At 70.2% G+C, this 14,028-nt stretch carries 16 protein-coding genes and 1 pseudogene; 14 read left to right on the forward strand and 3 right to left on the reverse strand.

Annotated elements, in window-relative coordinates:
* Positions 1–18: 18 nt before the first annotated feature.
* Positions 19–207 (forward strand): hypothetical protein, encoded by a 189-nt coding sequence (locus tag ACFYO8_RS14745; RefSeq protein ID WP_387190833.1) that lies wholly within the window; start codon positions 19–21, stop codon positions 205–207.
* 63 nt (positions 208–270) lie between these two features.
* Here ACFYO8_RS14745 and ACFYO8_RS14750 read toward each other — a convergent pair whose 3' ends face one another.
* Positions 271–963 (reverse strand): Crp/Fnr family transcriptional regulator, encoded by a 693-nt coding sequence (locus tag ACFYO8_RS14750; RefSeq protein ID WP_013287664.1) that lies wholly within the window; start codon positions 961–963, stop codon positions 271–273.
* A gap of 246 nt (positions 964–1,209) precedes the next feature.
* Between ACFYO8_RS14750 and ACFYO8_RS14755 the strand changes: the two genes are divergently transcribed.
* The 4 genes from ACFYO8_RS14755 (at position 1,210) to proC (ending at position 4,380) form a co-directional block, all read left to right on the forward strand.
* Complete coding sequence (locus ACFYO8_RS14755) at positions 1,210–1,713, forward strand: polyadenylate-specific 3'-exoribonuclease AS (protein ID WP_354870007.1); 504 nt, start codon at positions 1,210–1,212, stop codon at positions 1,711–1,713.
* 59 nt (positions 1,714–1,772) lie between these two features.
* A complete protein-coding gene (locus ACFYO8_RS14760; RefSeq protein WP_354870010.1) occupies positions 1,773–2,276 on the forward strand; it encodes a pyridoxamine 5'-phosphate oxidase family protein in 504 nt (167 codons plus the stop codon).
* Between the two features lie 178 nt (positions 2,277–2,454).
* Complete coding sequence (locus ACFYO8_RS14765) at positions 2,455–3,483, forward strand: 6-phosphofructokinase (protein ID WP_354870302.1); 1,029 nt, start codon at positions 2,455–2,457, stop codon at positions 3,481–3,483.
* A 78-nt stretch (positions 3,484–3,561) separates the two neighbouring features.
* Positions 3,562–4,380 (forward strand): pyrroline-5-carboxylate reductase, encoded by an 819-nt coding sequence (gene proC, locus ACFYO8_RS14770; protein WP_387257265.1) that lies wholly within the window; start codon positions 3,562–3,564, stop codon positions 4,378–4,380.
* Between the two features lie 3 nt (positions 4,381–4,383).
* Here proC and ACFYO8_RS14775 read toward each other — a convergent pair whose 3' ends face one another.
* On the reverse strand, positions 4,384–5,100 hold the full coding sequence (locus tag ACFYO8_RS14775; RefSeq protein WP_387257267.1) for a YoaK family protein: 717 nt from the start codon (positions 5,098–5,100) through the stop codon (positions 4,384–4,386).
* A gap of 279 nt (positions 5,101–5,379) precedes the next feature.
* Between ACFYO8_RS14775 and ACFYO8_RS14780 the strand changes: the two genes are divergently transcribed.
* The 9 genes and pseudogenes from ACFYO8_RS14780 (at position 5,380) to ACFYO8_RS14820 (ending at position 13,572) form a co-directional block, all read left to right on the forward strand.
* Positions 5,380–5,682, forward strand: coding sequence for an urease subunit gamma (locus ACFYO8_RS14780; protein ID WP_354870018.1), 303 nt, complete (start codon positions 5,380–5,382; stop codon positions 5,680–5,682).
* A gap of 43 nt (positions 5,683–5,725) precedes the next feature.
* Positions 5,726–6,061 (forward strand): annotated as a pseudogene (locus tag ACFYO8_RS14785) (urease subunit beta); the annotation flags it as partial.
* Between the two features lie 198 nt (positions 6,062–6,259).
* Entirely contained in the window at positions 6,260–7,978 is a 1,719-nt protein-coding gene (locus ACFYO8_RS14790; RefSeq protein ID WP_354870025.1) for an urease subunit alpha, read from the forward strand.
* A 57-nt stretch (positions 7,979–8,035) separates the two neighbouring features.
* Positions 8,036–8,599 (forward strand): urease accessory protein UreE, encoded by a 564-nt coding sequence (ureE, locus tag ACFYO8_RS14795; RefSeq protein WP_354870027.1) that lies wholly within the window; start codon positions 8,036–8,038, stop codon positions 8,597–8,599.
* A gap of 17 nt (positions 8,600–8,616) precedes the next feature.
* Positions 8,617–9,294, forward strand: coding sequence for an urease accessory protein UreF (locus tag ACFYO8_RS14800; RefSeq protein ID WP_354870030.1), 678 nt, complete (start codon positions 8,617–8,619; stop codon positions 9,292–9,294).
* 28 nt (positions 9,295–9,322) lie between these two features.
* Positions 9,323–9,952, forward strand: a complete 630-nt coding sequence (gene ureG / locus ACFYO8_RS14805) for an urease accessory protein UreG (RefSeq protein ID WP_354870033.1) — start codon at positions 9,323–9,325, stop codon at positions 9,950–9,952.
* Positions 9,949–10,866 carry an urease accessory protein UreD gene (locus tag ACFYO8_RS14810; protein ID WP_357709006.1) on the forward strand — a complete coding sequence of 306 codons (918 nt, stop codon included), beginning with the start codon at positions 9,949–9,951 and terminating at the stop codon, positions 10,864–10,866. The genes ureG and ACFYO8_RS14810 overlap by 4 nt, the downstream gene beginning before the upstream one ends.
* Before the next feature lie 17 nt (positions 10,867–10,883).
* Positions 10,884–11,954, forward strand: a complete 1,071-nt coding sequence (locus tag ACFYO8_RS14815) for an urea transporter (protein ID WP_357709009.1) — start codon at positions 10,884–10,886, stop codon at positions 11,952–11,954.
* Entirely contained in the window at positions 11,932–13,572 is a 1,641-nt protein-coding gene (locus tag ACFYO8_RS14820) for an ammonium transporter (RefSeq protein WP_357709012.1), read from the forward strand. Before ACFYO8_RS14815 ends, ACFYO8_RS14820 begins: the two co-directional genes overlap by 23 nt.
* An 87-nt stretch (positions 13,573–13,659) precedes the next feature.
* On the opposite strand, the gene ACFYO8_RS14825 is transcribed toward ACFYO8_RS14820, so the two are convergent.
* Positions 13,660–13,995, reverse strand: a complete 336-nt coding sequence (locus ACFYO8_RS14825; protein ID WP_357709015.1) for a 5-formyltetrahydrofolate cyclo-ligase — start codon at positions 13,993–13,995, stop codon at positions 13,660–13,662.
* Between the last annotated feature and the right edge of the window lie 33 nt (positions 13,996–14,028).

A 14,028-nucleotide genomic window follows, 5' to 3' on the forward strand; every position in this document is an offset into this window, starting at 1 on the left:
CGGGGGACGGTGTGGGCCGTGGGCGACACTGTCGACGTGGACGCCGTCACCCTCGCCGAACTGGAGGAAAAAGGCATGGTGGAGCAGCCCGCGGGTAGCGGATCGAGCGAGACCACGACCACCACGACGACCCCGCCGAAGAAGACCGACCCGTCGAAGATCGGCCCGGGCCCGAGCGCGCCCCCGGCGGACACCGACAACGACTGACCCGGCGTACGACGAACGCGGCGGGGGCCGGCGGGACGACCGCCGGCCCCCGCCGTCGTCGTGTCAGCGGTCGTTCATGCCGGCCCGGCGGCGGAGCGCGGCCACGTCGGTGACCACGATGCGGCGTCCCTCGGTGCGCAGCCAGCCCCGGCTGGCGAACGAGCCGATGGCCTGGTTGACGCTCTGCCGGGAACCGCCGGCCATCTCGGCGAGCTGGCTCTGGTTCAGCTCGATGGTGATCATCGGGGCCTGGCTCTCGCCGGCCAGCCGGACCAGCGTCTTGGCGACCCGGCCGGGCAGGTCGAGGAAGACGTGGTCGGCGTTCTGCTCGGTGAGCCGGCGGATCAACTGGCCCAGCGAGCGCATCACCGCGTCCAGGATGCGCGGGTTGGAGTGCACCAGCTCCATGAACGCGGGCCGGGACAGCGCCAGCGCGGCGCAGTCCTCGATCGCCTCGGCCGACGCCGAGCGGGTGGAGGCGTCCAACAGGGACACCTCGCCGAGCACGTCCGGGGGTCGGATCACCGACAGCACCGCGCGCTCGCCGGTGGGGGCGGTGCGGAACACCGCCACCGCGCCGCGGCGCAGCACGATCAGCGACTCGCCGGGGTCGTTCTCGACGAAGAGCAGTTGGCCCTTGCGGTAGGTGCGCGGTACGGCCGCGGCGATGACGCGCTGCCGCACCTCCGGCTCCAGCCCGGCGAACATCTCCACACCCGTGAGCGCGTCACCCGGCTCCGGCAGGCGAGACTCCACGGCTCAACCCCTCCCCGGTCAGAAGTCACGACTCGCACACCGGGTGAAGCTGTGAGTCCCGGTTCCAGACAGTTCAACCGGTTCGGCGCCCGACGGCGGTACACATCAGATCATGACGCTCTCGTCGCGTGCTGTACACCCCTGGAAACACTTCCGTGACCATGCCCGGTCGCCGCCGGCACGCCGCCGACCTCGGCGGACGCCCCGGCGACCGGGCCGCGCCGTCGATGGGCGAAGATGGGTGCGATGGTCTACCGCTATTTCTACGACTGCGAATTCATCGAGGACGGCCGCATCGTCGACCTGGTGTCGATCGGCGTCGTCGACGAGTACGGCCGCGAGTTCTACGCGGTCTCCACCGAGTTCGACGACTCCCGGGCGGTGCCCTGGGTGCGGCGCAACGTGCTGGACAAGCTCCCCTCGCCGGCCGACCGGGCCTGGCGCTCCCGTGAGCGCATCCGTGACGACCTGCACGAGTTCCTGCTGGAGCCGGTGCGGGACCGGCCGGGTGAGCAGTTGGAGCTGTGGGCCTGGTACGCCGCGTACGACCACGTCGTGCTGGCCCAGCTCTGGGGCGCGATGCCGGCGCTGCCCCGGGAGATCCCCCGCTTCACCAAGGATCTGCGCCAGCTCTGGGACGACCGGGGACGCCCTCGGCTGCCGGACGCCGAGGCCGACCGGCACGACGCGCTCGTCGACGCGCGGCACAACCTGGCGCGGTGGCGGGCGATGATCGCGCGGGAGGTTTGACCGGTTCCGCCCAGGGCACGGGAGCGGCAGCTACGCCGACCCGAGGACAGGAGTGCCCCATGAGCAAAGAGCCGACAAACGCCGCGGACGCCCGTCGCCGGGTCACCGAGCTGATCCGGGACGCCCGGATCTGCCTGCTCACCACCACCGGCGTGGACGGGCGTCTGGTCGGCCGCCCGATGGGGTTGCAGGAGGCGGAGTTCGACGGCGACCTGTGGTTCTTCGCGTACGCCGACTCGGCGAAGGTCCGGCAGATCCGGGTGAACCCGCAGGTGAACGTCGGTTTCTCCGACCAGCGGCACCACGCCTGGGTGTCGGTGGCCGGCACCGCCACGGAGGAGTGGGACGCCGAGCGGGCGAAGAAGCTGTGGAACCCGCTGCTGAAGGCGTGGTTCCCGGACGGGCTGGACACGCCCGGGCTCACGTTGATCAAGGTGCACACCGGGTCGGCGGAGTACTGGGACTCGCCCGGCAGCACCGTGGTGAACCTGTTCGGCTTCGCCAAGGCGGCGGTGACCGGCAAGCCGCCGAAGGCGGGGGAGAACCACGAGGTCAGCTACTGACGGGTAGCCCGTCCGCCGTCCGGAACGGCCCGGGGTGCGGTGTCGGCGTACACCTCTGCCGACTACAGTGCGCAGTGACGGCCCGCCCCGGGCCGGCAACGGCGCCGATGGTCTGATCTGACACATATCCTGGGGCTTATCCGGGCTTCACCTGATGCTCCAGGAGGATGAGCAGATCATGCGTATCGGCGTGCTCACCGGCGGCGGCGACTGCCCAGGTCTCAACGCGGTGATTCGGGCGGTGGTCCGCAAGGGCGTCGCCACCTACGGTCACGAGTTCGTGGGCTTCCGGGACGGCTGGAAGGGCCCGCTCGAGGGCCTGACCAAGCCGCTCGGCATCGCCGAGGTGCGCGGCATCCTGCCGCGCGGCGGCACCATCCTCGGCTCGTCCCGCACCAATCCGTTCAAGATCGAGAACGGCGTGGAGCGGATCAAGGAGAACCTCGCCGCCCAGGGCGTGGACGCGCTGATCGCGATCGGCGGCGAGGACACGCTTGGCGTCGCCACCAAGCTGCACGAGCTGGGCGTCCACGTCATCGGCGTGCCGAAGACGATCGACAACGACCTGGGTGCGACCGACTACACGTTCGGCTTCGACACCGCCGTCAACATCGCCATGGAGGCGATCGACCGGCTGCACACCACCGCGGAGAGCCACCACCGCACGCTCGTGGTCGAGGTCATGGGCCGGCACGCCGGCTGGATCGCCCTGCACGCCGGCCTCGCCGGTGGCGCCAACGTGATCCTGCTGCCGGAGCGGCAGTTCGACGTCGAGCAGGTGGCTGGCTACGTCGAGAAGCGCTTCCAGCACCAGTACGCCCCGATCGTCGTGGTCGCCGAGGGCGCCCAGCCGCTGGACGGCCAGATGGTGCTGCACAACCAGGAGCTGGACTCGTTCGGTCACGTCCGTCTCGGCGGTATCGGCCAGTGGCTGGCCGAGCAGCTAGAGGCGAAGACCGGCAAGGAGGCCCGCACCGTGGTGCTCGGCCACATCCAGCGCGGCGGCACCCCGACCGCGTTCGACCGGGTGCTCGCGACCCGGCTCGGCCTGCACGCGATCGACGCCGTACACGAGGGCGACTGGGGCAAGATGGTCGCGATGCAGAGCACGGACATCGTCCGCGTCCCGCTTGCCGACGCCACCCGCGAGCTGAAGACTGTGCCGCTGGAGCGGTACGCCGAGGCCGAGGTCTTCTTCGGTAGCTGATCGACGGCGCGCGGCGTGGCGGGGCCGTCGACCGGCCCGCCACGTCGCGCCCACATGACCCGGGAAGGGGTACGGCTGATGGCAGATCAGGTGCGCACTGTCGCGGTGATCGGCGCCGGCAAGATCGGCGAGCTGATGCTCTCCGGTCTGCTGCGCTCCGGCTGGCCGGTGGAGCGGCTGCTCGCCACCGCGCGGCGGCCGGCCCGGGCGCGGGAGCTGACCGAGCGCTACGGCGTACGGGTGGTGGACAACCTGACCGCCGTGGCCGAGGCCGAGGTGCTGGCGGTGTCGGTCAAGCCGCAGGACGCCGCCGCGCTGCTGGACGAGATCGGCCCCAAGGTGCCGGCCGACAAGCTGGTCATCTCGCTCTGTGCCGGCCTGCCGACCGCCTTCTTCAACCGCCGGCTGCCCGAGGGCACCCCGGTGGTCCGGGTCATGACCAACACCCCGGCGCTGGTCGACAAGGCGGTGAGCGCGATCTCGGCGGGCGCGTACGCCACTGGCGAGCACCTCGCGCTGGCGGAGGGGATGTTCTCCCCGCTCGGCGCGACGGTGCGGGTGCCCGAGTCGCAGCAGGACGCGGTGACCGCGCTCTCCGGCTCCGGCCCGGCCTACTTCTACCTGCTGGTCGAGGCCATGATCGACGCCGGCATCCTGCTCGGCCTGCCGCGTCAGGTCGCGCACGAGTTGATCGTGCAGACGGCTATCGGCTCGGCGGTGATGCTGCGCGACTCCGGCGAGCACCCGGTGAAGCTGCGTGAGGCGGTCACCTCGCCCGCCGGCACCACCATCTCCGCGATCCGTGAGCTGGAGAACCACGGCGTACGCGCGGCCATGCTGGCGGCGCTGGAGGCGGCCCGGGACCGGGCCCGGGAAATCGCCGCCCAGGCCGAGTGACGCTCAGCCGGACCGCGACGCCGGCCGCGGGTGCCGGCGCAGCAGCAGGACCAGCACGGCCAGGGCGATCAGCCCCCACAGCGGCACCCAGTGGGGCCGGTGCTGGGCCAGCGTGCCGATCGCGCCGCCGACGCTGTAGCTGATCAGGGCGAGCAGCCCGAGCAGGGTGCCTCGCCGGGCCCGGCTCCGGCCGGCGGTGGGGCCGAACAGCCAGTGGGCGGCCCGCTCACCCGTCTTCGTCATGGTGCCCGACTGGTAGGTGATCGGCGTCGCGATGCCCGCGGTACGCGTCGCCACCGTGGTCAGGCTGCCCATGGCGACCGCCCCGGCGGCGGCGAGCAGGACACGTGACGGCATGCCGTGCCGGCCGTACGCGAGCGCCAGGTTCAGCACCGTCCAGACCACCATGGCGACCTCGGTGACCGCGATGTCGACCAGTGGGGCCGTGGTCTGTCGTGCCCGGTCGCGCAGCAGGTTGACCAGGCCGGCGGTGGTCGAGAACGCGACGATGGACGCGGCCGAGACCGGCCAGGCGGGATGCGCGCCGGCCGGCCCCATGCCGAGGAAGATGGCGTTGCCGGACTGGTTGGCGACGAACGCGCCGTACCGCAGGAACGCGAAGGCGTCCAGCGCGCCGGCGGTCACGACGGCCAGCACCAGCGCCGCGAGCGGGTGGCGGAACTCCCGGTAGGAGTCCGCGGAGCCGTCCGACCGGTTCACCCTTCCCCCGTCCGCGTGCAGGAGCGACCCCGGCGGCGTCCGGGAGTTTCGCTGCCGGGCCGCTGAGGAGAACCTACTATATGTCGCATATGTGGGGTTTCGGCCGCATCCCTGGGCGGTCGCCGGCGGACGGGGTGACATGACGTCGAGCGGACGCGCGGCCGGCCGGCCGCCCCAACTCCTGAAATCTCTCTGAACGGGCTGCGACCCGACTAAGCCGACCTTACCGTGACGGAATAGCTGAAACCGTACAGAAGGTGCGGACGAAGGGATCACGACGTGCATCTCACGCCGAGGGAATTCGACAAGCTGACGATCCACTCGTTGGCGATGGTGGCCAATGCCCGGAGGGCGCGCGGAGTCAAGCTCAACCATCCCGAGGCGGTGGCGGTGATCTGCGCCGCGGCGCTGGAAGGCGCGCGCGAGGGCAAGACCGTCGAGGAGGTCATGAACGACGCGAGCCACGTGCTCACCGCCGACGACGTGATCCCCGGGGTGGCGGACCTGATCCCGATGCTCCAGGTCGAAGCGGTCTTCACCGACGGGTCGCGGTTGATCACCGTCCACTCACCCATCCAGTAGAGCAACGACCGGAGGCCGTGGTCTCCGGCAGAGCGGGGGCGACATGGCGAAGCAACATCCGGGACCGAACTCCAAGCACCTTCGGCCCATCGGCGGCTACAAGCTCAGCGACCAACCGCTGGAACTCAACGCCGGGCGGCCGGTGACCGAGGTGGTCGTGCACAACACCGGTGACCGGCCCATCCAGGTCGGCTCCCACTTCCACTTCTTCGAGGCCAACCGCTTCCTGGAGTTCGACCGCCCGGCGGCGTTCGGTAAGCGGTTGAACATCCCGGCCACCACCTCGATCCGGTTCGAGCCCGGCGACCGCAAGACCGTCCAGCTCGTCCCGTACGGCGGCTCCCAGCGGGTCTACGGCTTCAACGGCCTGGTCCAGGGCTGGACCGGCGACGGGCCGATCCCCGGGTACCGGCCGGACCGGGCCGAGGCGCTCCACCAGGCCCAGACGCGCGGCTTCAAGACGACGCCGCAGGGCCAGGGCAAGGACCAGGCCAAGGGCAAGGACCAGGACAAGAGCGGCAAGGGCAAGAAGTAGCCCGGCCTTTCCTTCGACGCGCCAGAGCTGGAGCGAGAACGCATGAGTCAGATCTCACGGCAGGAATATGCCGGAATGTACGGCCCGACCACGGGCGACCAGATCCGGCTGGGTGACACCGACCTCTACATCGAGATCGAGAAGGACCTGCGGGTCCTCGGTGACGAGGTCATGTACGGCGGTGGCAAGACCCTGCGCGACGGCATGGGCAGTGCCAGCCAGGCCACCAGCGCCGAGGGCGTGGTGGACCTGGTGATCACCAATGTGACGATCGTTGACGCGCTGGTCGGCGTGGTCAAGGCGGACGTGGGGATCAAGGACGGCAGGATCGCCGGGATCGGCAAGGCCGGCAACCCCAACATCATGGACGGGGTGACGCCGGGCCTGGTGACCGGTCCGGGCACCGACGCGATCTCCGGTGAGCACCTGATCCTGACCGCCGGCGGCATCGACGCGCACGTCCACCTGGTCACCCCGCAGCAGGTGTGGGCCGCGCTCAGCAACGGCGTCACCACCCTCTGGGGCGGCGGCACCGGGCCCACCGACAGCACGAACGGCGTCACCATCACGCCCGGCCCGTGGAACATCCAGAACATGATGCGGTCCTTCGAGGACCTGCCGATCAACATCGGCCTGCTGGGCAAGGGCAACAGCAGCGGCCGGGCGCCGCTCGTCGAGCAGATCATGGCCGGGGTGCCCAGCTTCAAGATCCACGAGGACTGGGGCGCACCGCCCGCGGTGATCCGGTCCTGCCTGGCCGTGGCCGACGAGTACGACGTCCAGATCAGCATCCACACCGACACGCTCAACGAGAGCGGCTACATCGAGGACAGCATCGCCGCCTTCGAGGGCCGGACCATCCACACCTTCCATACCGAGGGCGCCGGTGGCGGGCACGCGCCGGACATCATCAAGGTCGCCGGCCAGATGAACGTGCTGCCCGCGTCGACCACGCCCACCGTGCCGTACGGCATCAACAGCCAGTCCGAGCTGTACGACATGATCATGGTCTGCCACAACTTCAACCCGAAGGTGCCCTCGGACGTCGCCTTCGTGGAGAGCCGGATCCGCACCGAGACCATCGCCGCCGAGGACGTGCTCCTCGACGAGGGCGTCATCTCGATGATGCAGAGCGACTCGCAGGCCATGGGCCGGGTGGGGGAGACCTGGCTGCGCACGATCCAGCTCGCCGGCCAGATGAAGAACGTCCGCGGCAAGCTGGCCGAGGACTCCGACGCCAACGACAACTTCCGCGTCCTGCGCTACGTCGCCAAGATGACCATCAACCCGGCGATCACCCAGGGCGTCTCGCACGTCATCGGCTCGGTCAGTCCGGGCAAGCTCGCCGACCTGGTGCTCTGGGAACCCGCGTTCTTCGGCACGAAGCCGAAGATGGTGCTCAAGGGCGGCATGATCGCCTGGTCGATCATGGGCGACCCGAACGCGTCGCTGCCCACCCCGCAGCCGGTCTACTACCGGCCCATGTTCGGCGCCACCGGCTCCCAGCTCGCCAGGAACTGCGTGACGTTCGTGTCCCGCGCCGCGCACGAGTCGGGTGTGGCCGAGCGGCTCGGCCTGCAACGGCAGGTCATGCCGGTCTACGGCTGCCGCAACCTGACCAAGCGCGACATGGTGCGCAACGACCGTACGCCGAAGCTCGAAGTCGACCCAGAGACCTTCGCCGTGAAGATGGACGGCGTGCACGCGACAGTGCCGGCGGCCAAGAACCTCCCCCTCAGCCAGCTCTACTTCTTCAGCTGACCCGGCGCGGCGCCCGCCCCGGCCGGGCCGGCGGCGGGCCGCGTGAAAGGAGAACAGATGCTCGTCGAAACGGTACTCGGCAACGTGAACGAGCCGGCCTGGACCGAGCGGCTCCGGGAGGCCAAGGTCGACGACCTGGTCCTCGACCAGTGGGACGCCCAGAAGAGCCGGCTGCGCCGGACCACCAGCCTCGGCACCGAACTGGCGCTGTCGCTGGCCCGCGGCGTACGGCTGCGTGACGGCGACGTCCTCGCCTGGGACGACGCCACAGCGACCGCGGTGGTGGCCCGGATCGCGCTCGGCGAGGTGATGGTCGTGCACCTCGACACGCTGCACGGGGAGTCCCACGAGATGGTGGTCCGCTCGGCCGTCGAACTCGGCCACGCGATCGGCAACCAGCACTGGCCGGCGGTGGTGAAGGGCACCAAGATGTACGTCCCGCTCACCGTGGACCGCAAGGTCATGGACTCCGTGATGCGCACCCACGCGTTCACCGGTCTCACCCACGAGTTCATCCCCGGCACCGAGATCATCGCGTACCTGGCCCCGCACGAGTCGCGGCGCCTGTTCGGCGGGGCCGACTCGACCCCGCACACGCACCTGCCCGCCGATCTGAACTGAGGGGCCGGGTGTCCACGGTGACCGAGGCCCTGAAACTGCTCCAGTTCGGTGACTCGGTCTTCCCGGTCGGCGCCTTCTCCTTCTCCAACGGACTGGAGACGGCCGTCGAGCAGGGCGCGGTGCACGACCGGACCACGTTGCGGGAGTTCGTGCGTACCGTCACGCGCGCCGCCGCCACCGGCGACGGGGTGGCGCTGCTCGTGGCGCACCGCGCCGCCCGCGCCGGTGACCTCGACCGGATCCGGGCGGCCGACGAGGCCGTACACCTGCGCAAGATCAACGAGGAGACGCGGACGATGACCGTCCGCATGGGGCGCAAGCTGGCCGAGGCCGCCGAACGGGTGGTGGGGGAGTCCCTGCTGCGCAAGCGCCTCGCGGAGAGCGGTGGCGGCGTCCCGGTCACCTACCCGGTCGCGATCGGCGTGCTCTTCGCCGAACTCGGCGTGGGCGAGGCGGACGCGTTCGCCGCCCACCAGTACGGCGCGGCGTCGATGGTGCTCGGCGCGGCGGTCCGGCTGATGCGGGTGGACCACCTCGACACCCAGTCGATCCTCTTCGCGGTCAACGAGCGGGTCGGCGAGGACTACGAGGAGGTGCGCACCGCCGGGCTCGACGACATGCAGAGCTTCGCGCCGCACCTCGACCTGCTGGCCGGCGCGCACCAGCACGCACACGTACGGATGTTCATGAGCTGAGCGCTCATCCACCTGAAGGGCTTCGGAAATGAAATCAGCGAGTCGGATCGGTGTCGGCGGCCCGGTGGGCAGTGGCAAGACGGCCATCATCGAGGCCGTCGTGCCCCGCCTGGTCGAGCAGGGCCTGCGCATCCTGGTCATCACCAACGACGTGGTCACCACCGAGGACGCCAAGCACGTCCGCCGCGCCCTGACCGGCGTGCTGGTGGAGGAGCGCATCATCGGGGTGGAGACCGGCGCCTGCCCGCACACCGCGGTACGCGAGGACCCCAGCATGAACCTCGCCGCGGTGGAGGACATGGAGGCGCGGTTCCCGGACAGCGACGTCGTGCTGATCGAGAGCGGCGGCGACAACCTCACGCTCACCTTCAGCCCCGCGCTCGTCGACTACTTCATCTACGTGATCGACGTGGCGGCCGGCGACAAGATCCCGCGCAAGAACGGTCCGGGCATCTCCAAGTCCGACATCCTCGTGATCAACAAGACCGACCTGGCCCCGTACGTCGACGCCGACCTGGACGTGATGGCCCGCGACGCCGAGCTGATGCGCGGCGGCAAGCCGTTCGTGTTCACCAACTGCAAGACCGGCGAGGGCATCGACGACCTGGTGGACCTGGTCCGCCGCAACGCGCTGTTCGACGCCGAAGTGCTCGCATGACCACTCTGGACTCCGTCCGGGAACTCGCGCCGTACCAGGACCAGCCGGCGCAACTGCCGGCCGCCGCGAACGGCAAGGTGGGCATCCTCCGGCTGGGGTTCGAGCGGCGCGAGGACCGGACGATCCTGCGCGACGTCTACCGGCAGTCCCCGCTGCTGGTGCAGCGCGCCCTGTACTGGGACGAGGAGATGCCGGGCCTGCCCTGCGTCATGATCCTCACCACCTCCGGCGGCGTGCTCCAGGGCGATCGGCTGCGCATCGACGTCGACCTCGGGCCCGGCGCGCAGGCGCACCTGGTCACCCAGGCCGCCACCAAGATCCAGGAGATGGACGCCAACTACGGCACCCAGACCCAGAGCTTCACCCTGGCGCAGGACGCCTACCTGGAGTTCCTGCCCGAACCGGTGATCCCGTTCCGGCGCAGCCGGTTCGTCTCCGACACCGTGGTCCGGCTGCCGGAGACCGCCACCATGCTGTACGCCGAGGTGCTCCAGCCCGGCCGCAAGTACTACCGCGACGGCGAGATCTTCGCGTACGACCTGTTCTCCACCACGCTGCGGGCCGAACGGCCGGACGGACGGCCGCTGTTCGTCGAGAAGTTCGTGATCACTCCCGGCCGCTTCCCGGTGTCGCGGATCGGGATGATGGACCGCTTCCACGTCTTCGGCAACGTCGTGCTGCTCACCGACCCGGACCGGGCGGCCCGGGTCTTCGAGCGCACCGCGACACCGGTGTGGGACGAACAGACGCCGCTGGCCACCGCGGTCAGCCGGCTGCCGAACGACGCCGGCCTGGTGTTCAAGGTGCTCGGCCAGGAGACCGAGCCGGTCCGCGCCGCGGTCCGCGCGTTCTGCGTGGCCGCCCGCGAAGAGGTGACCGGCTGCACCTTCCCGCCGGTCTTCAGCTGGCGTTGAGCGAGGAGAAGACCGACATGGCCGACATCGGACGAGACTGGCACCACCTGGCCGACCGGAACCCCCTGGTCCGGTTCGTCGACGCGTGCCTGCGCGGCGCCGCCCAGGTGGTGCTGCAGAACAATCCGCTGAGCGGCCTGCTCATCCTGATCGCGCTCGCCTGGGGAGCGTTCGAGAACGGGACACCCCGGGTGTTCGGCGGCGGCGTGCTCGGCCTGGTCGTGGGCACCGCCACCGCGCTGGCACTGCGGGTGGACCTGGGAAGCTGGCGTAAGGGCCTGTTCGGCTTCAGCCCGCTGCTGACCGGACTCGCGGTGCCCACGTTCCTCGACCAGCGCCCGCTGATGTGGCTCTACCTCGTGCTCGGCGCGATCGGCACGGTGGTGGTCACGCTCGCCCTCAACGCCGTCTTCACACGTTGGAACCTGACCGCCTACACGTTCCCGTTCGTGCTCACCACCTGGTTCCTGCTGATGGGGGCGTACCAGTTCGACAGGTTCACGGTGCTCACCAAGCTGACGCCGAAGTTCCCCGGTGAGGGGCCACTGAGCGGCGGCACGTTCGACGGGGGCCTGATCCCGACCTTCCTCAAGGGCGTGTCCCAGGTCTACCTGATCGAGAGTTGGGTCACCGGACTGCTCATCCTCGTCGCCCTGCTGATCAACTCCCGGTGGTCGGCGCTGTTCGCGGTGATCGGCACCGTCGGCGCGACGCTGCTGGCGCTCTGGTTCGGCGCCGACGGCGCGTCGCTGGACAAGGGCCTGTTCGCCTTCAACGCGGTGCTGACCGCGATCGTGGTGGGCGCTGTCGCGCACCGCCCCGGCGCTCTGGTGACCGTCTACACGCTGTTCGGCATCGCACTCACGCTGTTCGTGCAGATGGCGCTGACCACCATGCTCACCCCGCTCGGCATCCCGGTGCTGACCGGTCCGTTCAACATCGCCGCCTGGCTGTTGCTGCTGCCGGACCGGCACTTCGCGCCGATGCCCAACCGCGAACGGGTGGAGGACACCGCCCTGTCCACCGTTCGCGACTCCGTCCACCTGCGAGACAAGGGGGGAAACCATGTCCGCTCCGAACGCGGGTGACACCGCCTGGGTGCTTGTGTGCGCCGGCCTCGTCCTGTTCATGACGCCGGGCCTGGCCGCGTTCTACGGCGGCATGGTCCGCACCCGCAACGTGCTGGCGATGCTGCAACAGAACATGATCGCGCTGGGCGTGGTCAGCCTGACGTGGGTGCTCGTCGGCTACACCATCGCCTTCGGCGACGACGCCGGCAGCGGGCTGTTCGGCAACCTGGAACTGTTCGGGCTGACCGACCTGAAGGTGCCGCCCGCACCCAACCTGCACGTGGTCGACGGCCGGATCACCATCCCGACGCTGGCGTTCGTGCTGTTCCAGATGATGTTCGCGGTGATCACGCCGGCGCTCGTCACCGGCGCCACGGCGGGCCGGCTGAAGTTCGGCGGCTGGGTGCTGTTCCTCGCGGTCTGGTCGGTGGTGGTCTACGCGCCGATCGCGCACTGGCTCTGGCACCCCGGCGGCTGGCTGGCCAAGTTCGGCACCCAGGACTGGGCCGGCGGGCTCGTCGTGCACGCCAGCGCCGGCGCCGCCGTGCTGGCCGTCCTGCTCGTCGTCGGTCGCCGCCGGGACTGGCCGCACACGGCCGCACCACCGAACTCGATCCCGCTGACGATCGTCGGCGCGGGCATCCTCTGGTTCGGCTGGTTCGGCTTCAACGGTGGCGACGGCCTCCAGGCCAACGGCCTGGCCGCGCAGGCCGTCCTCAACACGCACCTCGCCGCCGCCGCGGCGATGCTGGTCTGGCTGGCGCTGGAACGCGTCACCGACGGGCACAGCACCGTCGTGGGCGCGGTCTCCGGCGCGGTCGCGGGCCTGGCGACGGTCACCCCGACCGCCGGGTACGTCAACGCGGCCTCGGCCGTCGCGATCGGCGCGCTGGCCGGTCTGGTCTGCCACTTCGCGCTGAAGCTGAAGTACCTGCTGCGCCTCGACGACGCGCTGGACGTGCTCGCCGTGCACTTCGTCGGCGGCATGCTCGGCACGCTCCTGCTCGGCCTGTTCGGCAACAGCGGGGTCAACCCGCTCGGCGCCGACGGGCTGTTCCTCGGCGGCGGGGGCGGCCTGCTGTGGCGCCAGCTCGTCGGCGTGGTGAGCGTTGTCGCGTTCTCCTTCGTCCTGACCTGGCTGATCGCCGCCGGGGTGCAGGCGCTCATCGGCCTGCGCGTGCCGCTCGCCGACCAGGAACGCCTGGACCAGGCGCAACAGGGTGCCGACGCGTACCACCTGGGCGGGGTCACCAGCCTGACCGCGCCGGGGGCGCCCCGGCGCCGTACCGGAGCGACGCCGGCCGGCGAACCGGCCGTGCCGCCCGGCCAGCGGGTACGGGTGGTCACCGCGCTGCTGGAACCGGATCCGGCGGCGAACAGCGCCGACCTGCGCGACGCGCTGCTGCGCGCGGGTGCGATCTCGGTCATCGTCAGCGACGCCGCCGTGGCGACGACGACGCCGCAGGCGAGCCTGCTGCCGCGTGGCTACTGGCAGGACCAGCCGCTGTCGGCCCGGTTGCGCGTCACGGTGCTGGTCGGTGCCGACGGGGTGGGGGCGGTGCTGGACGAACTGGACCGGATGGGGGCCCGCCGGAGCGACACGTTCGTGCAGGAGGCGGAACGCGTCCAATCCTGACAGTCCGCGGATCGGTGCCGGCGGGCAGCTCACCGGAGGAGGTCACGACAGGACCTCGTGACCTGTATGGGATGGCGCTGGGTCACCTCAATCAACAGTGGCTGATGCCCTGAGGACCGGAATGGAATCGATCTTCTGGACGCTGAGGCTTTCCCAGTAGATGCCGGCCGGGCGCTGGGTTCGGCGGCACTCGATCACCTCGTCCGGCGTGACGATCAAGTCGACCCGGAAGTCGTGCGACGACTCGGGAAGCGGTCCTTCAACGACCTGTAGCGAATGCACCGTCGTTGCGAGGATGGTGGAGGGGCCGACCAAGCCGGCCTCGGTGAGCAGGGCGACCTCGATGTCCGAGTAACCCGCGCCCTTTCCGATCCGTACCCCGTCACGATTGACCGCAACGCTGCACCTCGCGTTTTGCCTCATCGATGTTCATGTGCCTCCTCATGACGACATCAG

The organism is Micromonospora sp. NPDC005257 (assembly GCF_042872445.1).
Taxonomy (GTDB): Bacteria; Actinomycetota; Actinomycetes; order Mycobacteriales; family Micromonosporaceae; genus Micromonospora.

Coding starts and splice junctions, on each gene's coding strand:
- ACFYO8_RS14755 (WP_354870007.1), top strand. CDS start 1,210: ATGGTCTACCGCTATTTCTACGACTGCGAATTCATCGAGGACGGCCGC.
- ACFYO8_RS14760 (WP_354870010.1), top strand. CDS start 1,773: ATGAGCAAAGAGCCGACAAACGCCGCGGACGCCCGTCGCCGGGTCACC.
- ACFYO8_RS14765 (WP_354870302.1), top strand. CDS start 2,455: ATGCGTATCGGCGTGCTCACCGGCGGCGGCGACTGCCCAGGTCTCAAC.
- proC (WP_387257265.1), top strand. CDS start 3,562: ATGGCAGATCAGGTGCGCACTGTCGCGGTGATCGGCGCCGGCAAGATC.
- ACFYO8_RS14790 (WP_354870025.1), top strand. CDS start 6,260: ATGAGTCAGATCTCACGGCAGGAATATGCCGGAATGTACGGCCCGACC.
- ureE (WP_354870027.1), top strand. CDS start 8,036: ATGCTCGTCGAAACGGTACTCGGCAACGTGAACGAGCCGGCCTGGACC.
- ureG (WP_354870033.1), top strand. CDS start 9,323: ATGAAATCAGCGAGTCGGATCGGTGTCGGCGGCCCGGTGGGCAGTGGC.
- ACFYO8_RS14810 (WP_357709006.1), top strand. CDS start 9,949: ATGACCACTCTGGACTCCGTCCGGGAACTCGCGCCGTACCAGGACCAG.
- ACFYO8_RS14815 (WP_357709009.1), top strand. CDS start 10,884: ATGGCCGACATCGGACGAGACTGGCACCACCTGGCCGACCGGAACCCC.
- ACFYO8_RS14820 (WP_357709012.1), top strand. CDS start 11,932: ATGTCCGCTCCGAACGCGGGTGACACCGCCTGGGTGCTTGTGTGCGCC.
- ACFYO8_RS14825 (WP_357709015.1), bottom strand. CDS start 13,995: ATGAGGCAAAACGCGAGGTGCAGCGTTGCGGTCAATCGTGACGGGGTA.